22 protein-coding genes are annotated in these 25,952 nt (G+C 61.2%); 8 read left to right on the forward strand and 14 right to left on the reverse strand.

Features of this window, described 5'->3' with window-relative positions; all coding sequences use genetic code 11:
• The first annotated feature begins 8 nt into the window (after positions 1 to 8).
• Positions 9 to 1,583 (forward strand): arylsulfatase, encoded by a 1,575-nt coding sequence (locus ACIGDJ_RS01545; RefSeq protein WP_101159506.1) that lies wholly within the window; start codon positions 9 to 11, stop codon positions 1,581 to 1,583.
• A gap of 248 nt (positions 1,584 to 1,831) precedes the next feature.
• On the forward strand, positions 1,832 to 4,336 hold the full coding sequence (locus tag ACIGDJ_RS01550; protein ID WP_397478180.1) for a fused MFS/spermidine synthase: 2,505 nt from the start codon (positions 1,832 to 1,834) through the stop codon (positions 4,334 to 4,336).
• A gap of 302 nt (positions 4,337 to 4,638) precedes the next feature.
• Here the strand turns inward: ACIGDJ_RS01550 and ACIGDJ_RS01555 are convergent, their stop codons facing one another.
• A complete protein-coding gene (locus ACIGDJ_RS01555; protein ID WP_217863467.1) occupies positions 4,639 to 5,316 on the reverse strand; it encodes a DUF3313 domain-containing protein in 678 nt (225 codons plus the stop codon).
• A gap of 212 nt (positions 5,317 to 5,528) precedes the next feature.
• Between ACIGDJ_RS01555 and ACIGDJ_RS01560 the strand changes: the two genes are divergently transcribed.
• Positions 5,529 to 7,895: a tetratricopeptide repeat protein gene (locus ACIGDJ_RS01560; protein WP_397478181.1), complete on the forward strand. Its 2,367-nt coding sequence runs from the start codon at positions 5,529 to 5,531 to the stop codon at positions 7,893 to 7,895.
• A gap of 142 nt (positions 7,896 to 8,037) precedes the next feature.
• Here ACIGDJ_RS01560 and ACIGDJ_RS01565 read toward each other — a convergent pair whose 3' ends face one another.
• A complete protein-coding gene (locus tag ACIGDJ_RS01565) occupies positions 8,038 to 9,012 on the reverse strand; it encodes a hypothetical protein (protein WP_101159503.1) in 975 nt (324 codons plus the stop codon).
• 156 nt (positions 9,013 to 9,168) lie between these two features.
• Complete coding sequence (locus tag ACIGDJ_RS01570) at positions 9,169 to 9,660, reverse strand: hypothetical protein (protein ID WP_101159502.1); 492 nt, start codon at positions 9,658 to 9,660, stop codon at positions 9,169 to 9,171.
• 197 nt (positions 9,661 to 9,857) lie between these two features.
• Between ACIGDJ_RS01570 and ACIGDJ_RS01575 the strand changes: the two genes are divergently transcribed.
• Entirely contained in the window at positions 9,858 to 10,550 is a 693-nt protein-coding gene (locus ACIGDJ_RS01575; RefSeq protein WP_312999250.1) for an aspartate/glutamate racemase family protein, read from the forward strand.
• Between the two features lies 1 nt (position 10,551).
• Here ACIGDJ_RS01575 and ACIGDJ_RS01580 read toward each other — a convergent pair whose 3' ends face one another.
• The 11 genes from ACIGDJ_RS01580 to ACIGDJ_RS01630 all read right to left on the reverse strand — a co-directional run bounded on the left by ACIGDJ_RS01580 (position 10,552) and on the right by ACIGDJ_RS01630 (position 21,498).
• Positions 10,552 to 11,070: a GNAT family N-acetyltransferase gene (locus ACIGDJ_RS01580; RefSeq protein WP_101159500.1), complete on the reverse strand. Its 519-nt coding sequence runs from the start codon at positions 11,068 to 11,070 to the stop codon at positions 10,552 to 10,554.
• A gap of 234 nt (positions 11,071 to 11,304) precedes the next feature.
• Positions 11,305 to 12,285 carry a LysR family transcriptional regulator gene (locus ACIGDJ_RS01585; protein WP_312999244.1) on the reverse strand — a complete coding sequence of 327 codons (981 nt, stop codon included), beginning with the start codon at positions 12,283 to 12,285 and terminating at the stop codon, positions 11,305 to 11,307.
• A gap of 160 nt (positions 12,286 to 12,445) precedes the next feature.
• The gene (locus ACIGDJ_RS01590; protein WP_397478182.1) at positions 12,446 to 13,393 is read right to left on the reverse strand and encodes a peptidylprolyl isomerase; all 948 of its coding nucleotides are present in this window, start codon (positions 13,391 to 13,393) and stop codon (positions 12,446 to 12,448) included.
• Positions 13,390 to 13,860: a YbjN domain-containing protein gene (locus tag ACIGDJ_RS01595; protein WP_101159497.1), complete on the reverse strand. Its 471-nt coding sequence runs from the start codon at positions 13,858 to 13,860 to the stop codon at positions 13,390 to 13,392. The genes ACIGDJ_RS01590 and ACIGDJ_RS01595 overlap by 4 nt, the downstream gene beginning before the upstream one ends.
• 17 nt (positions 13,861 to 13,877) lie before the next feature.
• Positions 13,878 to 14,507, reverse strand: a complete 630-nt coding sequence (locus ACIGDJ_RS01600) for a DNA repair protein (protein WP_397478183.1) — start codon at positions 14,505 to 14,507, stop codon at positions 13,878 to 13,880.
• 17 nt (positions 14,508 to 14,524) lie between these two features.
• The gene (locus ACIGDJ_RS01605; protein WP_312999235.1) at positions 14,525 to 16,222 is read right to left on the reverse strand and encodes a putative porin; all 1,698 of its coding nucleotides are present in this window, start codon (positions 16,220 to 16,222) and stop codon (positions 14,525 to 14,527) included.
• A gap of 39 nt (positions 16,223 to 16,261) precedes the next feature.
• Positions 16,262 to 16,981: an energy transducer TonB gene (locus ACIGDJ_RS01610; RefSeq protein WP_397478184.1), complete on the reverse strand. Its 720-nt coding sequence runs from the start codon at positions 16,979 to 16,981 to the stop codon at positions 16,262 to 16,264.
• 3 nt (positions 16,982 to 16,984) lie between these two features.
• Positions 16,985 to 17,410, reverse strand: a complete 426-nt coding sequence (locus ACIGDJ_RS01615; RefSeq protein ID WP_397478185.1) for an ExbD/TolR family protein — start codon at positions 17,408 to 17,410, stop codon at positions 16,985 to 16,987.
• 11 nt (positions 17,411 to 17,421) lie between these two features.
• Complete coding sequence (locus tag ACIGDJ_RS01620; protein ID WP_397478186.1) at positions 17,422 to 19,221, reverse strand: DUF2341 domain-containing protein; 1,800 nt, start codon at positions 19,219 to 19,221, stop codon at positions 17,422 to 17,424.
• A gap of 12 nt (positions 19,222 to 19,233) precedes the next feature.
• Positions 19,234 to 20,832 (reverse strand): ShlB/FhaC/HecB family hemolysin secretion/activation protein, encoded by a 1,599-nt coding sequence (locus ACIGDJ_RS01625; RefSeq protein WP_397478187.1) that lies wholly within the window; start codon positions 20,830 to 20,832, stop codon positions 19,234 to 19,236.
• A gap of 54 nt (positions 20,833 to 20,886) precedes the next feature.
• A complete protein-coding gene (locus ACIGDJ_RS01630; RefSeq protein ID WP_101159491.1) occupies positions 20,887 to 21,498 on the reverse strand; it encodes a transposase in 612 nt (203 codons plus the stop codon).
• Between the two features lie 308 nt (positions 21,499 to 21,806).
• Between ACIGDJ_RS01630 and ACIGDJ_RS01635 the strand changes: the two genes are divergently transcribed.
• The 4 genes from ACIGDJ_RS01635 (at position 21,807) to ACIGDJ_RS01650 (ending at position 25,951) form a co-directional block, all read left to right on the forward strand.
• On the forward strand, positions 21,807 to 23,432 hold the full coding sequence (locus tag ACIGDJ_RS01635; RefSeq protein ID WP_397478188.1) for an NADP-dependent glyceraldehyde-3-phosphate dehydrogenase: 1,626 nt from the start codon (positions 21,807 to 21,809) through the stop codon (positions 23,430 to 23,432).
• 102 nt (positions 23,433 to 23,534) lie between these two features.
• The gene (locus ACIGDJ_RS01640) at positions 23,535 to 23,891 is read left to right on the forward strand and encodes a DUF3302 domain-containing protein (protein WP_110599509.1); all 357 of its coding nucleotides are present in this window, start codon (positions 23,535 to 23,537) and stop codon (positions 23,889 to 23,891) included.
• A gap of 2 nt (positions 23,892 to 23,893) precedes the next feature.
• Positions 23,894 to 24,853 carry an HlyD family secretion protein gene (locus ACIGDJ_RS01645; RefSeq protein WP_101159488.1) on the forward strand — a complete coding sequence of 320 codons (960 nt, stop codon included), beginning with the start codon at positions 23,894 to 23,896 and terminating at the stop codon, positions 24,851 to 24,853.
• Positions 24,854 to 24,910: 57 nt separating this feature from the next.
• Positions 24,911 to 25,951, forward strand: coding sequence for an FUSC family protein (locus ACIGDJ_RS01650; RefSeq protein WP_178081208.1), 1,041 nt, complete (start codon positions 24,911 to 24,913; stop codon positions 25,949 to 25,951).
• Position 25,952: the final 1 nt, after the last annotated feature.

A 25,952-nucleotide genomic window follows, 5' to 3' on the forward strand; every position in this document is an offset into this window, starting at 1 on the left:
CAAGTCACATGACTCGCATACGCAAGTGGCTACCGAATCTCGCCCTGGTGGCAACCTCGGTGATGGCGCTGTCGGCAACCGCCACAGCGGCTGAAAAACCCAACATTCTCGTCATCTTCGGCGATGACATCGGCCAGACCAACATCAGTGCCTATTCCATGGGCGTGGTCGGATACAAGACGCCGAATATCGACCGTATCGCTAAAGAAGGCATGATTTTCACCGATTACTATGCCGAAAACAGTTGCACGGCCGGACGCTCGTCGTTCATTACCGGGCAGACGCCATTGCGTACAGGCTTGTCCAAGGTGGGCATGCCAGGGGTTCCGGTGGGCTTGCAGCCACGCGATGTGACCATTGCCCAAGCGCTGAAAGCGCAAGGCTATGCCACGGGTCAATTCGGCAAGAACCACTTGGGCGACAAGGACGAATACCTTCCGACCAACCACGGCTTCGACGAGTTTTTCGGCAACCTCTATCACCTCAACGCCGAAGAGGAACCTGAACGTCCGTACTGGCCCAAGGATGATGCCGAGTTCGTCAAAGCCGCGTCGCCCCGTGGCGTGATCCACAGTTTTGCCGACGGCAAGATTGAAGACACCGGCGCGCTGACCAAAAAGCGCATGGAGACCATCGACGACGAAACCACAGCGGCCGCGCAAGCGTTCATCGAGAAACAGGCCAAAGCGGACAAGCCGTTCTTTGTCTGGATGAACACAACACGTATGCATGCCTTCACTCACGTGCGCGAGTCCATGCAAGGGCAAAGCGGCATGGTCGGCAACGAATATGCCGATGGCATGCTCGAGCATGACGGCGATGTCGGCAAGCTGCTCAAGACACTGGATGACTTGAAGCTGACCGAAAACACCATCGTCGTCTACACCACCGATAACGGCCCGAACCAATGGTCGTGGCCTGACGCTGCAACGACGCCGTTCCGCAACGAGAAAAACTCGAACTGGGAAGGCGCGTACCGGGTACCGGCGATGATTCGCTGGCCGGGCAAAGTCAAGGCAGGCGAAGTCTCCACGCAAATGTTCTCCGGTCTGGACTGGTTTCCGACGCTGTTGGCCGCCGTGGGCGACACCGACATCAAGGAGCGTTTGCTCAAAGGCGCCGACGTCGCCGGCAAAAACTTCAAAGTGCACCTGGACGGCTATAACCAGCTGGACTATCTGACAGGTAAAACCGATAAGAGCGCGCGCAAGGAGTTCTACTACTTCAACGATGACGGTGCGTTGGTCAGTATGCGTTTCAACGATTGGAAACTGGTGTTCTGTGAGCAGCGCGCGCCCGGCGGACTGCAGGTGTGGAGCGAACCGTTCACCTGCCTGCGTGTGCCGAAAATGTTCAACCTGCGCATGGACCCGTACGAACGCGCCGATATCGTGTCTGACCAGTACTATGACTGGCTGACGAAAAACGACTATTTGATTTTCGACGGTACCCGCCGCGCGGCGAAGTTCCTGCAGACCTTCGTCGACTATCCACCTAGCCAGCGTCCGGCGAGCTTCAGCATCGACCAGATCCGCGAGGACGTGGACCGCCGTATCGAAGAAAAAATGAAGAAGGCCCAGTAATACCGCTCTACCGCCGCCCGCTTTCACAGGCGGGCGGCCCTGTTTTGAACAAGCGACCGGGTCGGTTTCGTTCGCGAGCAGGCTCGCTCCCAAAAGGTTTTCTGCGATCGTTCCCACGCTCTGCGTGGTAACGCAGCCCGGGACGCTCTGCGTCCAATGCCGAAGCGGACGCCGAGCGTCCAGTGAGGCATTCCCACGCAGAGCGTGGGAACGATCAACATCAGCCAATCCATAACAAGGCTCACCGCATGTCTTCACGTATCGCCAGCAAGCCGTCGGCCATACCCGTCTCGCAAGCCGCGTCCGCCACCTCGCTGATCCCTGCCCTGCTGCTCTGCATCTCCGGTGCGGCGGCGTTGGTCTATCAAGTGTTGTGGATCAAACAGCTATCGCTGGTGGTCGGCGTCGAGGTCTACGCGATCACGACCGGCATCAGCGCGTTTTTCGCCGGTCTCGCCCTCGGCGGCTGGTTGTTCGGGCGCTGGGCCGATCGTTTGCAACAGCCGGTCCTGCTGTATGCCGGGCTGGAAGTGCTGGTGGCGATGCTCGGGGTTGGCGCGACAGTGGCCATGAGTCTGGCGGCCAATGCATTTGCCTGGTTGCAGGGTCATGTCAGCGTGCTCGCGTGGTTGTTGCCGTTTGCGCTGGTGGGTATCCCGGCGGTGTTGATGGGCGGAACGTTGCCGGTGTTGGTGCGCTCTCTGGCGGCTGAGCCGGGCAAGGCCGGCGGTCAGTTGTATGCGGCAAATACGCTGGGCGCCATTGTCGGCACTTTGCTCGCCGCGTTCGTACTGATCGCCAGCCTCGGCGTGCGCGGTAGCGCGCTGTTCGCCGCGATGCTCAACTTGCTCGCCGCTGCCGGTGCGCTGTGGTTGCAGCGGCAGCAGCCATTGGCGCTGGGCACGCCGGTCAAACACGGCAACGCAAAAGCACCCGACCGCACTGCGCTGTGGCTCTACGCTATCGCCGGAGGTGTGGCGTTGGGTTACGAGGTGGTCTGGTCGCAATCGATCGTGCAGTTCATGAGCACGCGCACCTATGCGTTTGCGGTGGTGCTGGCGACTTACCTGACCGGGCTGTTTATCGGCAGCGCCGTACTCGCTCGTCGCGTCGAGCGCATTCGCGACCCATGGGGCGTATTCGGTTTGTTGATCGCCGGTGCAGGCCTGATTGCGCTGCTGGAGATCGCCATGCTCGGCCGCTGGCTGGTGCTCGCGCAGAGCCATGCCGAAACCTGGCTGCTGAGTCTGGGCGTCAGTGAGTTGGCCGGCATGAGCGCGCGATTTGCCGTGGCGGCGCTGAGCATAGTGTTTGCGCCGACCCTGCTGCTGGGCGCGGCGTTTCCTCTGGCGTTGCGCCTGAGTGTCGGCAGCGAACGTGTGGGCCGCGATGTCGGCGCCGTGGTGGCGTTCAACACCTTGGGCGGGATCATCGGTGTGATGCTTTGCGGCTTTGTATTGATTCCGTTGCTGGGACTTGTGCGCACCCTCGGTCTACTGGCGCTTATCGCAGCGACGATTGGTTATCTGGCGGTGCGCAAAGGCCATGGCGTGACGAAAGGTCGGCGCCAGGCCGTGGTCGCACTCGGTCTGGTTAGCGTAGCGGTGGCGGTACTGACCCCAGCCGACAAACTGGCCAGCCTGTTGCCCGGCGCACGCAACGGCACGCTGGCGTTCTACGAGGAAGGGCGCGGCGGCACGGTCGCGGTGGTCACTCAGGGGCGTGGCGAAAACACCTTCCACCGTTTGTACATCCAGGGAGTGTCGAACACTGGCGATGCCATGCCATCGCTGCGCTACATGCGCATTCAGGCGCTGCTGCCGCTGCTGATCCACAACGGTGAACCGCGCTCGACCCTGGTGATCGGCTTCGGCACCGGCATCACCGCAGGGGCCATGCTGCGCTATCCGGGTCTGGAACATCGCGTGGTCGCCGAGTTGCTGCCATCGGTGGTGAAAGCGGCGCCTTTGTTCAAGGGCAATTTCAATGCGGCCAGCGATCCCGATATCGACGTGCGCCTGCGCGACGGTCGCCAGGAACTGCTGCGCAGTGAACAGACCTACGACGTAATCACCCTCGAGCCCCCACCGCCCTCCGCCGCCGGCGTGGTCAATCTGTATTCGCGCGATTTCTACGAGCTGGCCGCCAGTCGCTTGCAGGACAAGGGCATCGTTGCCCAGTGGCTACCGCTGCCGACGCAGAACATCGACGACTCGCGCTCATTGGTGCGCAGCTTCCTCGATGTGTTCCCGCATGCCTCGCTGTGGACCAGCGAGTTCCACGAAATGCTGTTGGTCGGCTCGTTGGCACCGATGGAACTGGACGCCGCGAAAATCACCGCGCGCTTTCAGCAGGACAGCGTACGCAGCACCTTGCAGGACGTCGGCATCGGCTCGCCGGCGGCGCTGCTGGCCACCTGGGTCACCGACCGCGCCGGCCTGGACCGCTTCGCCGCCGATGCCCCGGCGGCGACCGATGACCAGCCGCGCATAGAATACGCGCCGTGGGTGCGCAGCAAGGAAATCACCCGCGTACTGCCAGCGCTGCTGGACTTGTATCAGCCACCGACACTGGTCAATGCCGATGCAGGGTTCATTGAACGCATGCAAGCGCATCGGCAGCGATTGATGCAGTTTTATCGGGCAAGCCTGCACGCCTACGACGGCGATCGGGACGCCTGGGGACGGGATATTCGGGAGGTGATGCAAGGGGATCGGGCGAACCCGTATTTTCGCTGGTTTGTCGGGCAGTAAGGTGGGAACAGACTGGATGTCTTCGCGAGCAGGCTCGCTCCCACAAAACAGCAAAAGCAAGATCAGAAGATCGCAGCCTTCGGCAGCTCCTACACGATGAGCGTTAGCTCGAGTGCTCTTGATCTTGATCCACCGGCGACGTCGGAAGGCTGAGTGGAGGGATTGATCCGGGGGTGGGAGTGTAGCGACCGTCTGGCGAAGCCATCCAACCCCAACCCCAACCTTAAGCAGACAAGCCCCCAAACTGAACTGCAATCCAGCGGGAGCCAGCCTGCTCGCAAACAGGCCCAAGCCTCACGACATCACTTGGCCTCGGACTTGAGTTTCAGATACGTCTGATGCATGTCACTCGCCCAGCCATCGATCACCGCTTTGACGTCAGTGGCTTTCATCACCTGCGAGGAATTTTCCAGCGGCTGACCGGTGCCCTTGCGCACCACTTGAGCCACCACCATGTTACTGCTGCCATCGAGGAATACCGCCTCGGTGGCCAACGTGGTTTCCTGGTCGCGAATCCCGGTAGCCGTGCTCACCGCAGCAGCGACCAGCGCAATCGGAATCACCTCATACACATGCAGGCCTTCGGTCTTGCTGCTCACCGCCGTGATCGCCGGCCGGATCACGATGACGCCAGGCCCCGGGCCGGTGGCCAGCGGCAGCGACTTGCTCAGCTCACGCTTGAGCGCCTGATCGTAATAACTGGTGATGCCATTGAGCGTCTGCTGGGGGATTTTTTCCGTCGCTTGCGGCTTCGGATACAACTGGCTCGGTTCGACATAGACGCTACTGAATTTGTTGATATCGAGTTTCGGGTCCATCCAGCGCATCACCTCGGCACCCGACGGTGATTTGGTCTCCTTCAGTTGACTGTAATCCTTGAGGAAACCGGAGTACTGGTCTGGCTCGACGGTTTTGCTGGAACAACCCACCACACCCAGGGTGGCGATGCACAGCGTGCCCATCATTACGGCTAGCTTCATGCTGTAACTCCTGTCAGAAGGCCAAATCGTTTGCATAGGGGGAGTTACAGGTATAGCTAAAACCGCAGCAATTGCGATTGCAAATTACAAAATTCACACGGCGCTGCGCAGCAAGTCACAGCGCTTATTTGACAGACGCGCTGCATGCGGCAAAGCTGCATCCAGACGTATGCACGCCAGAAGGCCAACGCACCCGGACTACGGAAGTCGCAATGCCCAAGCATAAAAACAAAGCGGTGCAACCTGAACCTGACGCATCACCCTCCTCTTTCTCACGTTTCGTATTCCCGATCATCATCGGCGTGCTGCTCGCGGCCGTGGCCGGTATCGGCTGGTTCCTGTTCAGCCCGGCGTCCGCCCCCCTCAAACCTTCAGCAATCAGCGCGCCTGTAGCACCGCCAGCCAAGCCGCAACCAGTGGTGGCGAGCAAGCCGGCAAGCTTGGTCGATGAGCAGCAATGCCAAGGTTGCCACAGCGAACAGGTCAAGGACTGGCAAGGTTCGCATCACCAGTTGGCCATGCAGCCGGCGACTGGCGAAACCACCCTCGGCGACTTCAACAACCTGACCTTTAAGGCCGGGAACGAGACCACACGGTTCACCCGCAGGGGCGATGAGTTCTGGGTCAATACGCCCGGCGTCGACGGCAGGAACGCCGATTTCAAAGTGGCCTACACGTTCGGCATCGCGCCGCTGCAGCAATATCTGATCGAGGTTGGCCAGGGCCGCCTGCAAGCCCTCGGCGTAGCGTGGGATAGCGAAAAACATCGCTGGTTTCATCTGTACGCCGGCCAGGGCGTGAATTTCAAGAATCCGCTGCACTGGAGCAAACCGAGCCAGAACGCCAATTTCATGTGCGTCGAATGCCACACTACCGGTTTCAAGCGCAATTTCGATGCGGCGAGCAACAGCTTCAACAGTCAGTGGAACAGCCTTGGTGTCGGCTGTCAGGCCTGTCATGGCCCGGCGTCCAATCACCTGGAATGGGCGCAGAAAAAAGACGACCTGATCCAGAGGGGCTTCGATGTCGATCTCAAGGACAAGAACGCCACGGTAGAAATCGAAACCTGTGCGCGCTGCCATTCCCGCCGCGCACCGCTGGGCGATGGTTTCACCGTCGGCAAGCGCCTGATGGACGATTACCTGCCCAGCGTCCTGACCCGCGAACTGTACGCACTGGATGGCAAGATCAAGGACGAAGTGTTCGAACACGGCTCGTTCCTGCAAAGCAAGATGTTCGACAAGGGCGTGCGCTGCAGCAATTGCCATAATCCGCACAGCAACGAACTGAAGGCACCGGGCAACGCCGTGTGTCTGCAATGTCACAACACGGCGGGCAAGACCTCGGTCGCCGGCGTCGACGGCAAGGGCCTGCAAGCGAAGAACTATGACTCTATCGAACACACCCGCCACGCTATCGGCCAGCCCGGTTCGCAGTGCGTCGATTGCCACATGCCTGGCAAGTTCTACATGGGCAACGACTTTCGGCATGACCACAGTTTCAGTATTCCCAACCCGGAGCGTGCGCAGAAACTCGGCACCCCAGACGCCTGCCTGACCTGTCACCAGGGCAAGGCCGGCGACAAGGTCACCGCGCAGTTCAAATTGTGGAACGCCACCGCCTCCCCGGCTCAGCAGGCACCACGCTATGACGAAAGCCTGTGGCTGATCCGCAATGGCCAGCCCGGCGCCGCCGACGCGCTGTACCAGCAATTGCAGCGCAGCAACCTGCCGGCGATCCAGCGCGCAACGTTGCTGGCGGAATTACCGCTGTACCCGAGCGAACAGGCGCTGAAACTGGCCACTCAGGATCTGAAACATCCAGAGCCACAGGTGCGTGAAAGCGCGGTGCGGGCGATCAGCGCATTCCTGCCGCCGCCCGAGCGTGCGCCGTTATTGGCGCCGTTGCTCAATGATCCAGTGAAAGCCGTGCGCATCGTCGCCGCGCGGGATTTGCTCGGTGCCTCGCGCAACAATGGTCTGGGGGCGGCGCAAGCCAGCTGGAACGCGGCGATCGCCGAATATGAAGCCGTGCAGAAAAGCTTGCTCGAACGTGCAGAAGCCAATCTCAATCTGGCGATGCTCTACCAGGCCAGCGGGCGCAATGCCGAGGTCGAACCGTTGCTGCGCAGTGCCCGGCAACGTGACCCGGATTTCTACCCCGCGCTGGTCACGCTGGCACAGTGGCTGGAAGCGAATGGTCGTGCCACCGAAGCGCAGAAGCTGTTGGATGACAGCCTCAAGCAGCATCCGGATGCGGCGCTGTTGCAGCACACGCGCGGGTTGTCGCTGATCCGTGCCGGCCAGCCCGCCGACGCCATGTCCTACCTGCGCAAAGCCGCACAACTGGAACCGGAGAATGCGCAATACGGCTATGTACTGGCGGTGGCACTGCATGAGGGCGGCAAGGTTGATGAGGCGTGCGCGATTCTGGAAAGTTTGCTGAAGGTACAACCGGCCAACCGCAATGCGCGGTTGTCGCTGATCCAGTACTACCTCGACAGCGGCCAGGAACCCAAGGCACAGGTGCTGTTGCAGGGCTGGAAGAAAATGAATATGGGGGATCCGGCGCTCAAGTGATCGATGAGATGCCCCCCCGATCGCCTGTGGGAGCGAGCCTGTTCGCGAATACAATTTGTCAGTGACATCGCAGTCGGCTGACATAGCGTTTACGCGAGCAGGCTCGCTCCCATAGGGCTACCACTGAGCTTCAGCGTTTGCTTCACCAGGACGATGTTTCGCCGCTACGCAACGCCATCTCCCGCCGGCTGTTGGCGCGCATCGCCTTGATCAGCGACACCGTCCCCACCAGCAAAATCGCCGCACCAAACAGAAAGTCGATGTTATAGAGCTGGAAATCTTCCACCGGCCCGATCAGTAACGTGCGCACCACTGCAATCCCCACCAGCGTGGCAAGGAAGTCGATACCCGGCTCATCGCGATAGAACACCAGCATCAGCGGCAGGCAAAGCACCAGCAGAAGCAACAACACCACCACCTTGAACGAGCCTTTGCGTTCGACGCTGAACGCGCATTCATGCGCGCCATAAGGCTTGTAGTCTTCGTCGCGGATCATCGAGTTTTTCTCGTTGATGTAATCGACGCGGTTGTACTTCTGGATCGGCGTGAAGGTGTTGGACATCTCCATCAGCGTGGTGATGTTTTTGAAGCGAAGGTCGATGCGTTCGCTGCCCTTGAGGTAATACAGCACCGGTTTGTAGCCGTAACGATAGGTGTCGAACGGGAACGCGGCCGTCTGCGCGTGTACGCCGATCAGCCGTGGTTCGAGTTCGGCGAAAGCACTTTTATTGGTCGACGAGAGGTTGCGGCTCAGCGGCTGCACCTTGACCTGTTCGAGGAAGATTGGCGTCACGCCAAACGACCATTGCAGCGGTTCCAGACGCAAGCGCAGTTCGTTGCGGCCCAGGTCGTAGCGGTTGAAGGTGCGTTCGGAAACCACCAGCGAACCGCCGACCATGAACTCGCCGCGCAGGTTGTTGGTGACGCGCAAGGTCAGTTGATCCTTGCCCAGCAACGCCGCCTCGCTGGTCGGTGGCGTGCCGCACCAGGCGGTGCTTTCGCCGACGCCGCCAAGCTGGCCGTCGCGGTTTTCCTTGAATACGTAAAAGTAACTGGCCCACAGCGTCAGCAGCAAAAGCGACGCCGTGAGACCGAGGATTTTTTTGCCCGGACTCACTGATCAGACTCCCTTCTTCGGTTCCATCGTCCAGCCGAAAACCCGCTGGCGACGGCGACTCTACCAAAAGGCCATCAGTGACCCAAGGAAAAATGCCGGACTGGCGTCGAGCCTAAGGGTTTCCCCGGTACTCGCCTTGACCAGGCAGATGCCCCGTCAGGTGCGCTCGCGGGGGATCAGGCTTTGCAATTGCTGGGCGAGAAAGTTGGCGTCGAAGGTAAAGGTATCCGGATCCTTCAAACCATTGGTCTTGCGCCACTGCCACGTGCCATTCGCCAGGCCGACCAGCGAAATGCTCCCATACCGCGCTGCCGTCAGCCCCATCACTGCCAGGGAAATCTGCCCGCCGCTGCCCATCACGTCCGGGACGAACTCTACCGGTTTGCCGGCAAGGACAATGCTCAACTTCTCTGTCTTGAAGGTCGATGTTTCAACCGGCACGCTCGGCCCGGAGGCGACGTAGGCCTCGCGGCTCACCTCCAGAAGATTCGGCGCCTTGACCGGTTCAAGCCATCGCTCGATCGCATCGAACAACGCGCCAATCCGTGTGGCCCACTCCGCCGACTGCGCAGTGAACAGTTGCTTCTTGTGCGCTTCGCTATCGGCATAGTGGCGAAGCATCTCGCCCAGTTGCTCTACGTCATTCATTGCTGTGTTCCTCGGAAAGGACCTGCGAAGGGGGATAGTGGCAGATCCCGGGCACGGCGTACGTTTAGTTCTTGCAGATGCACAGTTGTGTGAAAGATCGGCGGTACAGTCAGCCGGTGCTGGCGTCGCGACTCGAACAGAAGGAAACTTCGAGCCGACCTGAACGCTCGACACTGTTATTTGCCGGAGGAAGTCCAATGCGCACTATCGGCCTTATTGGCGGCATGAGCTGGGAGTCCAGCGCCGAATACTATCGTCTGATCAATCAGCAGGTCCGCGACCGCCTGGGCCCGCTGCGTTCGGCGCAATTGCTGATGTACAGCGTCGACTTCGGCCCGGTCGAACAGGCCCAGCACGCGGGACGCTGGGACGATGCGGCGGCGATTCTGGTGGATGCCGCGCGCAGGCTTGAGGCCGGTGGCGCCGAATGCGTGGTGCTGTGTACCAACACCATGCACAAAGTGGCAGATCAGATTCAGGCAGCGATCAGCATCCCGTTTCTGCACATTGCCGAACCGGCGGCGCGCGCGGCGCTGGAGATCGACGCGCTGACAGTCGGTCTGCTCGGCACGGCGTTTACCATGGAAGAGGATTTCCTCAAGCAGCGGCTGATCGCCCAAGGCCTGACCGTGCTGGTGCCCGACGCAGCCGAGCGCAAGGACGTGCACCGGATCATCTACGACGAACTCTGCGTGGGCGTGATCAGCGAACAATCGCGCCAGATCTACCAAGGCGTTATTGAATCGTTAACCGCCCGTGGCGCTCAGGCGATCATCCTCGGTTGCACGGAAATCGGCCTGCTGGTCAAACCCGAACACAGCGCCCTGCCCCTGCTCGACACCACTGAACTGCATGCGCAGTCGGCGCTGGCGTTCGCACTCGGCGACTGACTCAGGCTTTCGGCGAACCGCGCAGACGGGCCATGCTCAGGGTGTCGACCCATTGCCCGTCGCGCACCGCGTAATCACGCAACAGCCCCTCGGCCTCGAAACCGAACTTGCGGTAAAGCGCGATCGCCGCCTCGTTATCGGCGTACACCGTGAGTTCGACGCGGTGCAGGTTCATCCAGTTGTCGGCAACGTCGAGCGCCGCCGCCAACAACTGCGAACCCACACCTTTGCCTTGCCATGGCACTGCGACGGCCATGCCGAAACTGCCGGCATGGGCGCGGCGCATCCTTGAACAGGCCTCCAGCCCAAGATTGCCGATCACCACGCCTTGGTGCAGCGCCACCAGTTTCAGCGCCCGTTCGTTGTCGGCCTGAAGACGCTGGCGCCAGACTTCACTGGACTGAAACGGCATTTGCAGCACTTGCCGTGCGACCGCCGGGTCGTTGTAGAGCGCGGTGATGCCTTCGAGGTGGGATTCGCTGGAGCGTTCGAGATGAATATCGGGAGTTGGGTCTGGCATGGGGATCGATCCGTGATCAGGGTGGCTGGTCACTCTAAACTGCTGATCTTGAACTTGGCGAGATGAAATTGTGCGAGCGGGCTTGCTCGCGAAGGCGGTGTGTCAGTCATTCAAGCTTCGACTGGCAGCTTGCATTCGCGGGCAAGCTCCCACAGGGAATTTTTGATGCTCACGCGACTGCGGTTCCACCACCGATTTTGTGGGAGCGGGCAAGCTCTTCCACAGGGGGCCGCGTCACGGCTGGAACCATTCGTGGCGCTCGTTGAACGTTTGCTGGATGAGGTCGGCGAGGGCTTTGATTTCGGGCGTGTTTTGCGAGTCAGCGTTGACCGCCAGCCACGCGTGCAGCTGCATCGGTTCGGCAAATAATCCGGGCAGCGCGACAACCCCCCGGTCGAAACGAGCCATGTAGGTGGGCAACAGACCAATACACCCACCACACCGAATCATCTCCAGCATCAATTCATAAGCATGCGTCTGCACCACCCCGGCCAACCTCCCTTCCACCAGCGCATTCCATGGCCGAAAACCCTCGACCCGCCGATCATGCTGCCACTGCACCAGCATGAAATCCGCCAGTTCATCCTGGGTTTGCGGTCGTGTGGTGACCCGCGAATAGCGCTTGGCAATGTGCGGCAGATATTCAATCCGCGCGAGGCATCGTGCTTCAGTGGTAGCAAACGTTGGGCCGGGGTTTGGGGTATCGCCGGCAGCGAGCCAAAGGACGATGTCGGCGCTCACGGCGCGCAGCGACATTTCGCTGTCCAGGGCGATGATTTCCAGGCGCAGGCTGGCGTTGCGGCGCAGCAGTGCGATGAGGTCGCGGCCGAGGATGTCGTGAAGGATGGATTCGGCGACTGCGAGACGAATCAGCGGCTGCTCGATGATCGGCAGTTTGCGTTCGTGGGCCAAGGTGATCAGGCGAGCCTGCAATTGCTGGCCTTCGCGGGTGAGGCTGAGGTGGCTGCCCTGGAAGCCGAACAGGCTGTGTTGCAATTGTTGTTCGAGTTGCGCGAGTTGTTTGCGCAGCAGGGTCGAGCGCACGTTGAGGCTGCGCGCAGCCTGCATGAAGCAACCGCAGCGGGCGCTTATGAGGAAGTATCGAGCGACTTCGCTGTCGATGTCAGCCGCCAGATTGAGCCAGGGCTCGGATCCGGATTGGGGCGATTGGTAGTCAGTGGTGCCCGGGCGTCCTGCAGGTTCGGTGAATGACATTGATGACTCCCTGTCGATCTAATGTGGTCGTTCTCAATACATGCGACCCCTTGTGGGAGCGGGCTTGCTCGCGAAAGCGTCGGCACATCCAACATCTTCGCTGACTGACCCACCGCTTCGCGAGCAAGCCCGCTCCCACAGGATTTGCGATGGTGATGGATCAGCGTTGTTCCTCAAGGATTTTGTTCAGTTCAGCGCCGTCGATGCTCAGGGTGGCGGTGTTGAGCATACCGTCCAGGTAAGCCTGGGCGATCTGTTCCTGGCGTTGTGCGCGCAGGGCCTGGGTCAGTTGGTCGCGCAGTTCCTCCAGCGTCGCGGTGCGGGCCGGTTGTTGTTCGGTTAGTTTGATCACGTGGAAGCCGGCGGCACTTTGTACCGGATCAGACACGGCGCCCACCTTGAGCCGCGCCACGGCGCTGCGCACTTCCGGCACCAGTTGTTGCAACGGTTGCAGGCCGGTATCACCGCCCCGCTCTGCCGTGACGCGATCCTGCGAATATTGCGTAGCCAGCGCCGCGAATTCGCCCGGTGCAGACTGCGCTTTTTTGCTCAGTTCAGCAGCCTGTTTGCGCACGGCTTCCAGCGCTTGCGGATCATTCACACCGAGGAAAATCTGGCTGACCCGATACAGCGCCGGGGTCCGCCAATTGGCCTTGCCAGCGTCGTACGCCTGCTGCAACTCAGCTGCGTTCGGATACTCTGCGGGCACCTGACTCACCGAGCGCAAATAATCACGAAACACAATCTGCTCAGTCGCTGCGCGAGTCTGTCGGGCGACGTCGGGGCGTTGCGCCCAGCCCTGCGCATCGGCCTGCTCCAGCACGGCTTTTTCCGCCAGCCGTGCGCGAATCCAGCGCTCCAGCGCCTCACGGTTGCCACGCAGTTGTTCGCGGGTTTGGATCGGCACAGTGGCCAGCAGCGCCTGCAACTCTTGCGGCGAAACCTGCTGATTGCCCAACCGCGCGACCGCTGGCCCGGCTGAAACCGCAACCACCGTCGACGGCTGCTGGGCGGCGACCGGATCACTGCCCGGCCGCAGCACCAGCGCCACCGCCACCACCAACAACGCCACCGCTCCGGCGCCGATCACCATGGCAGGCTTCTTCACAGCGCAACTTCCTCTTGTTCGGCGAACGCGGATTTGGCGGTTTGCGCAGCAGCGGTCTGGCTGAAGTCACGCAGGTAAACGATGAACTCCTGCAACAGGCGATCCCACAATTCAAGGTTGCCACGCAGATGCTCATTGCTGACACCCGCCGCCACGACCACGTCCATCTCCATGACCAGAAACTCGCCCTGCAACGACAACCGCGCAAACCGCCGCGTTACGTTCCACTGCTCGGCGACGCCTTGGGGCAAATCACCTTGCACGCGCAGGGCACAGCTGAAGGTGAAATCGACAAAGCTGCCCTGCTCCAGCGCCGGGTTGCCGAAACGCACCGCGTAGCCGATGCCCTGACTGGCGCTGAGCAACTGGACGATGCCGTTCTGTTCGCTCTGATTGACACGGTAACCGGCCTCTTGCAGCACATCGGTCAGTGATTGCGGGGAAACGTGGGTGATCAATTGAGTCATGCCTTTCTTCCTTGTTTTCAGTGAGCGATCGCGGCTTGCGGCGCGTCGAATTGAGTCTTGTAGAGCTCGTCGCCAAAACCCTGCGCCAGTTCATCGAACTTGACCCGGGCGCTGCCGGCGAAGGGCTGGCGGATCTTCATCACTTCGGCGACGTCGATGTTTTCGTAGGCCGTGAGGATCTGTTTGGCGACGCCGTACATTTGCTGATTCTTGGCTGAACATTGCTGCACTTGTGTGTCACGTTCTTCCAGTTGCGCTTGCAGCCTGGTGCGCTCAGCTTCTTTGCCGCGAGCCAGGACCAGCAATTCGTCATAGGCCTTTTTGAACTTGCCGGTCTGTTCGGCGCTGGCCGCCACTTGCGCCTGCGCCTGGCTGTGCAGGCTCTGTTGTTGCCCGGCCAATTGCTCGGCGAGGCCCTTGGCCTTGGCCAGTTCGGCCGTCAATTGCCTGATTTGCGTTTGGGCAGCCCTGGCTTCGTTCTGTGCCGCCAGTTGCGCGGCGCTGGCCTGGGCCTGTTGGCTTTGCAGGGCCTGCAATTGCTGGGTGGTGCTGCGCAATTGCGTGCGCAAGCGCTCTTCCATGCCTTCGGCGTTCGCCCCGGTGGCAATTACAAAACCCAGGCCCAGCGCGAGAAAACGCGTGTTCATAAAGCTCTCCCGGCGCCTTAGAAGCGCGTGTTGATCTCAAGCTGCAAGACGTCGATGTCGAACGGCGCGCCGTACACCGCTTCGGTGCTCATCCAGCGACCCGTGGCGGAAACGTTCTTCGCCAGGCCGTAGTTGCCGCCCATGAAATAGCCCTTGGCGTTGGTGCCACCGAGGTGGAATGACGAGTCGTTGAAGCCGTCCGGCAAGGCGTCCGGCTGGATGTACTTGTAGCCGGCGAACAGGTTCCAGTCGCCCTTGCGTTTGAGGTCCAGTGCGTTGCCGAGGGTGAACTGCACCATCCATGCATTGGCGCCGCTTTCGATCTCGCCGCTGCTGTCGAGGTTGTTGACGATTTGCCCGGCGGAACGCTTGCGCATGTCGCCTTCGTCGTAGCTGAGGTTGTGGATGTAGTTGCCTTGGCTGCGCAGTTTGAAGTCCTGCGGCAGGTCGGCGTCCCACACGACGTTGAGATCGAGCAGGTTGAATTCGGAGGCGAGGCCGACGAATTGTGGCTGCGGCGTCGCGCTCGGGTTGAGCGGGTTCGGCGTGATGTCGCGCAACAGGAACACGCTGTTGCCCTTCTGCATGAACGCCGCGCGGCTGCCGTCGCTGTCGCAGCCCGGCGCGCCGGCCCACGGCTCGCAGGGGCTGGAGCGCTGGCCTTGAATGTCGTCGAAACGGTAGTAGGCCAGCGCGCCCTTCAGGCGGTTGTTGCTGTTGATCGCCCATTTCGCGCCGAGCTGCGCGCCGTACAGCCACTTGTTGTCGCTCTCTTCCTTGTCGAAACCGTTGCTGCTGGAAGTGTCGTTGGTGTAATCCACCGGGAACGCGCCGACCGTACCGAACACGCCCCATTCGCGGTTGAGCTTGTGATCGAAGATCGCCGCGACTCCGTCGAAATTCAGGTCGTTGGAATAGAGCATGTCGGTGGACATGAATGGATTGGCGAAGCGCCCGCCGGTCAGGGTCAGTTCGTCCATTGGCTTCCAGCTCAGGTAGCCCTGATCGAGCCAGATATCTTTCTTGGCGAAGCCGCCACCGAGGTTCTGCGTGGTCGATACCGGATTGTTGTCAGAGCCAGTGCCGATGCGAATGCCGGCGGTCCATTCCTCCGATATCACCGCTTTCATGCCCAGACGTGCACGCAGGCGAAAGAGGTTTTCGCGGTCTTCGCGGGTGTTGAGCAACGGCGGCAGGCTGGTGCTGCTGTTGGGATTTACGTCGTACGGGCCGTTGTTGTTGAGCTTGGCGAAGTCGACGATTTCGTTGCTGTTGTTGCCGGAGTAGTAACGCGATTCGTCACGCAGACGAATGTCGCCGTCGAAACTGATGCGCGAGGCCCAGTCCGGAAAGGTATTCGGCGCTGCCCAGTTTTCTTGTTTGGCGGTGGCCATGACCTCGGCTTTGACCTGATCGCGGATCTGGTCACGCACCGCTGCCGGCACGTATTGCACGCGTACATCGCCGGGCGCGGCGACCGGCCCGGCCGCCACTGCGGTAGAAGCCGCCGCCTGTTTGGCCTGCGCCGCTTCGTTCTGCGCCTGGGCGATCAATGCGTCGGCCTTGTCCTGTTTCAGAATGCCCTGCTCGACCAGCAAGCGGATCAGATTGATCGTGGCGTTCTCCGAGGGCGCGGGTGCTGCCACGGCCTGACCGACCAGGGTCGCAATGACCATGCCGACCGCCAGGGACAATCGATTCACGTTGGAATTCATCTGCACACAACTCCTTTTGGCAAAGCTCAAATAAGTGAATTAACCCGGACGGCGCCCTTGCAGGGACAGGCGCACGGGTAAAGTGATAGAGGCCGGTGGCCGTTCGCTGAGGGCCGGCGCACCGCGTAAAGCGGCCAGCACCTGGGTATCGATTTGCGGATTGCCGCTGGACTTGATCAGTTCGACACGAGTGATCTCGCCGACGCTGCTCAGCCAGACATCGGCCTGCAGCGAAAACGCGAGGTTGCGCAGCTCGGGGTTTTCGCGCAGCAAACGCTGGAAGGTAAACGCCAGAAACTGGCTGTAGGTGCCCGTGCCCAAACGCCCGCCACCAGCTCCGGCCATGCCACCGCCCTTGCCCGCGCCAATGTTAAAAGCGTCGCTGCCGGCCTGCGCGTCGCCGTCCATTTGCATCGGGTTGGCCAGGTCGTCCGCCGGCGATGGCGGCGCTTCTTCCTCGGGCTTGACCTCTTGCGGCTCAGGCGTTGGCTCGGGCTCGACAACTTGCTCTTCCACCGGGGTTTCCGGCTCCGGCGGTTTCTCCGGCGGCGGTGGTGGCGGTGGCGGCAACGGAATGATCGTTGGCACTTTTGGTGCTTCACGGCGCACGCCGGCCATGTCGTTGGCCCACTGCCAGAGGAACCACGCGGCGAGCGCGCCGATCAGCAAACCGGCGCCCCACTTCACATAGCGCAACGGCGACTTTTTCACCGGCGACTTTTTCACCGGCGGCGGTTCGATCGGGAGTTGTGCGGTCATGACTCAGCCCTGACTCGGTTTGCCGGTAACGAGACCGACCTGGGACAGTTCGAGCCGGCGCAGCAGGTCCAGCACTTCGATGACTTTCTGGTACTGCACCGTCGCATCGCCGCGCACGATCACCGGGAAATCCGGACTCTGCGCTTTCTCGATGCGCAGGCGTTCTTCCAGCTCGGTCAAAGTGACCGGATAGGCATCGAGAAACACCTGGCCGCCGTCGTTGACCGAGATCGCCTTGGTCTTGGCCTCCGACAGCGACACCGAAGCGCTGGCCTTGGGCAGGTTGATCTGGATCCCGGACACCTGCGCGGTGGCGGTGAGGATGAACATCACCAGCACCACCATCAGCACATCGACCAGTGGGGTGATGTTGATGCTGTCGACGGCGGCATCGTCATCATCGTCGTGGGAGGCATTTACGGACGCCATGTCAATGCTCCTCAGGCCGGTACGGAGTGGTTGGCGTGATGGCCGCGCTGGTGCGACGCCTCACTGAACTGGCTCTCGCCGTGCATCTCTGCCAGACGCGTGATGAATTCGTCGACGAACACACGCATGTCGGCGCTGACTTCCTTGTTGCGGGTGATCAGGCGGTTGTAGCCAAACAGCGCGGGGATCGCGACGAACAGGCCCATCGCCGTGGCCAACAGCGCGGCGGCCATACCGGGAGCGATGGCGTTGATGTTGACGTCGCCGGCCATTGCCGTGCCGAGGAACACCACCATGATCCCCAGCACCGTGCCGAGCAGGCCGATGTACGGGCCGCCGGCGATGGCGTTGGACAGGGTCGAAAGTTTCGAACTCAGCTGCTGGTTCTCGCGGGTGCGCACGCCGTCCATCGAGCAGCGGATGGCTTCGATGGTCGCAGCCGACACCGACGAGGTATCGGCGCCCTGCTCGCGGCGCGTGCGGATTTCTTTGACCGCCACCAGATACAGGCGCCACAGCGACGAATGCTGCAGACGCTGAGCCAGTTGCGCGTCGTCGGCGAACATTTCCAGGCGCGTGCCGACCTTGGCGAACTGCGCGCGGAAGTCTTCGTTGGCGGCGGTGACGCGGCTGAGGCTGCGGTTCTTGCGCAGCATGATGATCCACGACTGAAACATCATCAGCACCAGCACAGCGATGATCACCCAGGCGTCAATCGGCACCGCGTTGAGCAGGAAGCCGAGGCTGCCAAAACCGAAGCCGGACTGTTCTTCGTCGACGCCGTAAGCCACCAGTTTCGACTCGGCGCCTTGCGAGGTGGCATCGGCCAGCAACAGCGCAGCAGGTCGGGCGACTTTCGACAGGCGCAGTTCGTCGATGGCACCAGCGAATGGCTGGAACGCGCCTTCCTGCAGATCGGCGCCGATGGCCATGACCGAGTTGAACGCCGGCATCGCCTGGGCCAACGCAGCGCTTTCGCGACCGTTGATGTACAGGGTGACTTTCGAGCCCTCGGCGGTCAGCGCAACGTGTTGCCATTGCGCCGGAGCCAGAGCTTGCGTGGCGGCAGCGCGCTGGCCGTCGATCTCTACGAACGGCAGGCCTTGGCTGACGCCGATCAGCAGACTTTGCGTGCCTTCGCGACGCGCCAGTATCACTTGCTCGCCACTCGCCTGATCCAGACGCAGCCAGGCACTGAAGGTGAACGCGCTGCCGGCGTTGTGTTGCAGCGACGGACTGGCCGGCAGCAACAACGGCTGGCCGCTGAACTGCAAGGCGCGCCCGACGACGCCATCGATCGCTGTGCCGGTCGCGCTTTGCGCGGTGTTGCCGTACGCCGTGGTGTCTTTCGCCGGGGTGCCGGTGGCGCCGTCGAAGTGATAGAGCGCGGTGTAATTCGGATCGAAAGTCAGTTGGCCGTTGCCGGTAGCCGGGGCTTTCTGGTTGCCGTAGTACATCCAGATGTCCTGACGCTGACCGCCCTCTACATTCGGCACATCAACCCAGATCAGCGCCATGCCCATCAGTGCGTCGAAACTTTCGATCTGGTGGTTGAGCACGGTTTTGTCATCGGCGGCGACAAAGCGCAGATCGGAGCCGTCCTCTTTCACGCCGTCGAAGGTGAAGTTGCCGGTGTGCAGGCGCACCAGCAGCGCGGTGCGGCCGAGGGCCTGATTGATCGCCGCGCCTTGCGGGGTGGTGTCGACGGCGATCTGTTTGCGGTAATGCCAGTCGTCCTGCCACCAGGCCTGAGCCGTGGCCGGGAGCACGAAGCCCAGGCAGATCAACAACGAAAGGAAGAGGCGTTGCATGGACGTGCTCCGTTAGAAAGTGGCTTGAAGGTTGAAGTGCAGGCGCGATTCCTGTTTCGAGGTGTTCGGCCCTTCGAGTAGCGGGTAGCCCCAGTCGAGGCTGCCGGACAGCCATTTACTCAGGCTGGCGCGGGTGCCGAGGCCGACACTGGCCAAGGCGTAATTGGCGTCCTGATCCGGCAGTTCGTCGCGCAGGTACAGCTGCGCACCTTCGGCGAAGGCGTAGAAGCGCCAGTCCTGCATCCACGTGCCGGCGAATTTGGCCAGCGACGGCGTGCGCAATTCCTGGCTGAGCAAATAGCCGTCATCCGCCGTGCGTTCGGCGGCCAGATAGCCGCGCACCGAGGTGGCGCCACCGGCGGAGAATTGTTCGTTGGAAACCAGCGGGCCCGAGGCCAGTTGGAACGCCGCTTTGCTTGCGCTCTGCCAGTCGCTGTCGAAGGTCCAGGTGTAACTGGTGTCGCCCTTGAGCACGGCGAAACTCGGTTTGGCGCGATAGCGTTTGTAGTCGAAGTCTTCGTCGTCGCTGCCGTAGCCGAACACACTGCGCGTGGCGGCCACCAGACTCAGGCCGAGGCCGAGCTGGCTCGTTTCGCTGTAGCGGTAGCCGTTGTAGGCGAAGGTGAATGGTGCGTATTGCAGCGGGACCTTGTCGCTCTCGCCGGACAGCGTCAGGCGTTCATCAAAATCCTTGAAGTCGATGCCCGCCGACAGCGAGTTCGACCAGTTGCCGCTCGACGGCAGCGTATAAATCGCCGCGACGCCGTAGCTGTGGCCCTTGCCGAGCACGTTGCTGCCGCCGATGGTGGCGACGTTGCTGTCGGACTGGTAACCGGAGAACTGCACGCTCCAGCGCTCACTCAGCGGCGCGGTGTAGGACCCGGACCAGACCTTGGCGTTGTCGGTTTCCTGCGGTGCGGTGAAGAACGTCAGGTTAACGCTGTGGCCGAGCTGCCAGAGGTTGTTGTAACCGAGGCTGGTGACGCTGCGCAGTTTTTCAGTGTCGGCGCTGTAGTCGTTATTGACGCCGACGCTGGCGGTCCACGGGTTCTGGTCCTCAACCTGCAGGTCGACATCCATGGTGCCGGGGCGTTGGCCCTCGCGCACCAGTGGCATGACCTGGCGTCCGGGTGTCTTGTTGAGCTGCGCGAGTTCGCCCTGGACCTTGGCGAAGTCCGGCACCTCGCCTTCTTTCAGCGCCGGGACGTTGTCGCGAATATCCAGTGGCGAATAATGTTTGGCGCCGACGACGCGCACCCGGCCGACCTTGGTTTCGCTGACTTGCAGATAGACGATGCCATCGGCAACGGCCTGCTCGGGCAACTCGACGAACACCGATTGATAGCCGCGTTCCTGATAGGCCTTCTGCAACGCATCACGTGCGCCTTCAATGTCGCTCAAGGCTTTCTGCGGACCGAGAAACGGGTACACCGCTTCTTCGATCGCCCGCGCATCAAGCACGGTGTTGCCGCGCACGAAGTATTCGTTGACATCGACCAGACGCTGCGCGGCGGGCGCTTCTGTGCCCTCCTCGGCCAGCGCCGGCTGCGCGCCCGCCGTCACCAGCAGCCAGCCCCACAGCGCCAGCCGTGACGTGAAAATCCGTTCCACACTACCCCCTGAAATTCGCGATGACCTGTGGGCGTTAGCGCCCGGTGTGTTGCGTCAATTGCTGATCGTTGTGGCGCAGGCGTGCTTGCCGAGCCAGGTGTGCAAGAGCGCGAAGTTCAGCGAGAACTCGGGCATCTGCAGCAAGGCGCCGCAGAACACTTCGCCGATGACTTTTTGAATCAGCAGAACCGCGCGCGGCTCGTTGAGGAGCGTGGCGATGTCACGACTGAGGGCGTTGAAGCTCCAGACTTTCTGGTTCAGGCCAAGGCCGACGAACCAGCGGAACAGCAGGTTGTAATTGAGCTGTTCATAGAGTTGCTGTTCGCTGGGCACCGAATAGAGCAATTGCAGGAGCAGGATGTGCATGACCGTCTGCGCGGGAATGAGCATGCCGGGCGCGGCATTAAGGTCGTGCAGCAGGTCTTGGTGAGCGTCGAGCAGATCGTCGATCTGCGGGCGCAGCAAAACCAGCGAATGGCCCGGCGGAATGTAGCTGGACACTTCTTTCAAGGCGCCCTGCCAGTCATCCTGCGAGACGATCCAGACCCACGGCGCGCCGTAGCGATACACCGAAACCGGCTTCTTGCGCGCGGCTTCGACGATCTTCGACAGGCGTTGATCGAGTTCCTGCATGCCCACTTTCGAATAGCGTTCCATAGTCCCCATTGCCTCACTCCCGGCGTCCCGCCACGGTTCGCAAAGTGCGCCCCGAAAGGCCCCTCAAGCGCGTTACACAGGCATGACCGGACTGGCTATGTGCTACCGAACTTTTGTCATAAAAGCTTCATTACCAAACTGCACATGGCCCGCGAAACCACACAAACCCTGTGGGATCGGTGGTGTTCCTGGCCCTCTGCCATGCACCGTTGCGTGACATTTACGTGACATTCACGGGGTTAAATCCATGGGCATTCAGGCGTATAACCTGTAGAGACTTTTTGATCTGCATGCAGACATCAACACAGGGTAGTGACATGACCACAGCAAATATCCTTGGCAACCTGTTCCCTTCTGTCAGCGACATCCCGGAGAAATACCGCCTCGATGCACAAATCGAGCAGCGTGAATATCTGGTCGATGGCCAATTGCGCCGCTGGGACGGTCCGCTCGCGCAGGTGCGCAGCCCGGTCTATCTGAAAGGCGAAAACGGCGAAGAACAAGCGATCCTGGGCAGCACGCCGCTGCTCGATGCCGACACTGCCCTCACCGCCCTCGACGCTGCCGTCCGCGCATATGACCGAGGCCAGGGCCTGTGGCCGACGATGCGTGTGGCCGAGCGCATCCAGCATGTCGAGGTGTTTCTCGGCCGCATGCGCGAGCAGCGCGAAGCCGTGGTGAAGCTGCTGATGTGGGAGATCGGCAAGAACCTCAAGGACTCGGAAAAAGAGTTCGACCGCACCTGCGATTACATCGTCGACACCATCAATGCCCTGAAAGAACTCGATCGCCGCTCCAGCCGTTTCGAACTGGAGCAGGACACCCTCGGCCAGATCCGCCGCGTGCCGCTTGGCGTCGCCTTGTGCATGGGCCCTTACAACTATCCGCTGAACGAAACCTTCACCACGTTGATTCCGGCGTTGATCATGGGCAACACCGTGGTATTCAAACCGGCCAAACTCGGCGTGCTGCTGATTCGCCCGTTGCTCGAAGCTTTCCGCGACAGCTTCCCGAGCGGTGTGATCAACGTGATCTACGGCAGCGGGCGCGAGACTGTCAGCGCTTTGATGGCCAGCGGCAAGATCGACATCTTCGCCTTCATCGGCACCAACAAGGCTGCCAGTGACCTGAAGAAGCTCCACCCGAAACCACATCGTTTGCGCGCCGCTCTCGGCCTGGATGCGAAGAACCCCGGCATCGTTTTGCCCGAGGTCGACCTCGACAACGCAGTCAACGAAGCGGTGACCGGTTCGCTGTCATTCAACGGCCAGCGCTGCACCGCACTGAAAATCCTCTTCGTCCATGAAGACGTGGTCGACAGTTTCATCGAGAAATTCAACGCCAGACTGGCCACGCTCAAACCGGGCATGCCGTGGGACAGCGGCGTGGCGCTGACGCCGCTGCCGGAATCGGGCAAGGTCGATTATCTACACGGTCTGGTCGCGGACGCACAAAGCAAAGGGGCGCAGGTGGTCAACCCCAATGGCGGCGAATCCCACGCCTCGTTTTTCTACCCGGCTGTGCTGTATCCAGTAAACCCGCAGATGCGTGTCTATCAGGAAGAACAGTTCGGCCCGGTCGTGCCCATCGTGCCGTACCGCCACCTCGATACCGTGATCGACTACGTGCTGGAATCCGACTTCGGCCAACAGCTGAGCATCTTCGGCACCAACCCGGTGGCGGTCGGTCGCCTGGTCGACACGTTCGCCAATCAGGTCGGGCGGATCAACCTCAACGCCCAGTGCCAGCGCGGCCCGGACACCTACCCGTTCAACGGCCGCAAGAACTCCGCCGAAGGCACGCTCTCGGTTCACGATGCATTGCGGGTGTTTTCGATCCGTACGCTGGTGGCGACCAAGTTCCAGGAGAGCAACAAGGATCTGATCAGCGAGATCATTCGCGGGCGTGATTCGAGCTTCCTGACCACCGATTACATCTTTTGACGGGTGATCGGCAGGATTGATTGATCCTGCCGATCCGTCAGCCCCCCGGCGATTCAGCGACTACACTGAGCCCAGCATTGCTGGATGCCTGGGAGGCTGACCATGCTCGACTACTTCGCGTTGGGTTTGCTGGTTTTTGTCGGTCTCGTGCTGTTTTACGGGATCATCGTGCTGCATGACATTCCGTACGAGATCGCCGTTCACCGCAACCATCCGCATCAGGACGCGATCCATGCCACTGGCTGGGTCAGCCTGTTTACCCTGCATGCGCTGTGGCCGTTCCTGTGGATATGGGCGATGGCCTATCGGGAGGATCGCGGCTGGGGCTTTGGCGATGGCAAACCTATCCAGAATCACGTCAATCAACTAGAGCAGCAGGTGGTCGAGCTGCAAGCCCGGATCGAGCGACTCGAAGCGCAGTCGCCGGTTGCGCCTCACTCTGACAGCCGGGGGATCTGAGCATGGATCTGTTGCTCATCCTCACGTACGCCGCACTCTGCGTCGCCATCTTCAAGATCTTCCGCATTCCGCTGAACAAATGGACGGTGCCCACCGCTGTCTTGGGCGGCGTGCTGATCATCGGCGCGTTGATTTTCACCATGAACTACAACCACCCTTATTCCGAGGTCGCGCGCTCCTACTTTGTTTCGGTGCCAGTCATTCCGATTGTGAGCGGTCAGGTTATCGACGTGCCGGTCAAGGGCAATGAACCCCTGGAAAAAGGCGATGTGTTGTTTCGCATCGACCCCACGCCTTTCCAGAACCGCCTGAAATCGCTCAAGGCGCAACTGGTTGCAGCCAAGGGCGACCGCTACCGCATCACCGAGCTGATTCGCCGCAACTTCGGCACCCAACGTGAACTGGACGCGGCCATCGCCCGCACCGACGATCTGCAGGCGCAGCTGGACAACGCTCAGTTCGAGCTGGACAACACCGTGGTGCGAGCACCGAGCAAAGGCTTCGTCACCCACGTTTCGCTGCGACCGGGGATGATGGCGAGCAAGTTGCCGCTGCGCCCGTCGATGGTTTTTATCCCGCAGGAAGGTCAGTATTTTGCGGCGTGGATGCGTCAGAACAGCCTGTTGCGGCTGACCGTGGGCGATGAGGCCGAGGTCGCCTTCGATGGCATCCCCGGCAAGGTCTTCGCCGGTCGGGTGAAAAGCGTTATTGGGGTGATCGCCGAGGGTCAGGTGCAACCTTCCGGTACGCTGATCAGCTACACCGGTTCGCCACCGGCCGGACGCGTGCCGGTGATCATTGAAATCACTGACCCGGCGTTCGCGCCCTACAGTTCGCTCATGCCGGGTGGCGCCTACGGGCAAGCGGCGCTGTACAGCCAGCACTTTCACCACATCGGCGCGATGCGCAAAATCCTGCTGCGCATGGCGGCCTGGATGAATTACATTTTCCCCTTCCATTGATTTGACTGACACACGAGGTTCGCACTGACTACTTACAGCACCTCCCGCCTGCCCCCGCTGCTACGTCGAATCCTGCGACCGCTGCTGGACCCGTATCGGCGCTACCGTCACGCCCGCCTGATCCACTCCGTGCGGGTAGCACTGGGGCTACTGGCGACGATTCTGCTGACCACCGGGATCAACCTGCCCCACGGCGAATGGGCGTCGGTGACGATGCTGGTGGTGATCGGCGGCTTGCAGCACCACGGCAATATCGGCAAAAAAGCTGCCGAGCGCGCCATCGGTACCTTGATTGGTGCTGGGGTCGGGTTGGCGCTGGTGGCGCAACATGCGTGGCTGGGCATGCCGTGGCTGACCTATTTTTCCATGGCGGTGGTTTGCGGCTTTTTCTCCTATCACGCGATTGGCAAGGGCGGCTACACCGCCCTGCTTTCGGCCATCACCGTTTTCATTGTCGCCGGGCATGGTGATAACCCGATCACTGATGGTCTGTGGCGGGGCGTCGACATCCTGATCGGCATCGCGCTCGCTCTGGCGTTCTCCTTTGCTTTGCCGCTGTACGCGGTCTACTCGTGGCGCTACAACCTCGCCGATGCCTTGCGCGACTGCGCCACGGTGTACGGGCGCATCATCAACGGTGAAGCGGTCAGCGCCGACGAGCATCTGCGACTGATGAGCAAGGTCGGCGCGGTGATGGTGCAACTGCGTTCGCTGATGCCATCGGTGTCCAAGGAAGTGAAGATTTCCATGACCGAGCTCGATGCGATTCAGCGCAACCTGCGCATGTGCATCAGCACGCTGGAAATCCTCGGTAATATCCGCCCCAACGTCAGCGACCCGCAGGCCATGGCACATTTGCAAATGGCACTGAAGGCTGAGCACCGACAGATTCGCGTGCAACTGATCGGCATGGCCCGCGCCCTGAAAACAGGCGCCTCGCAGCGGCTGGAGCGGCCAATGGAACTGCCCACGGCGAACCTCGATGCGCCGGTCGCCAATACCCTTGACGGCTACCGGATGCTAACCCGACAACTGGCAGCCAATATCGGCGAGATGCGCCAACGCCTGGCCGCCACTGCGCCGCGCTGGAACATCTGAC

The organism is Pseudomonas sp. NPDC079367 (assembly GCF_044542195.1).
Classification (GTDB): domain Bacteria; phylum Pseudomonadota; class Gammaproteobacteria; order Pseudomonadales; family Pseudomonadaceae; genus Aquipseudomonas.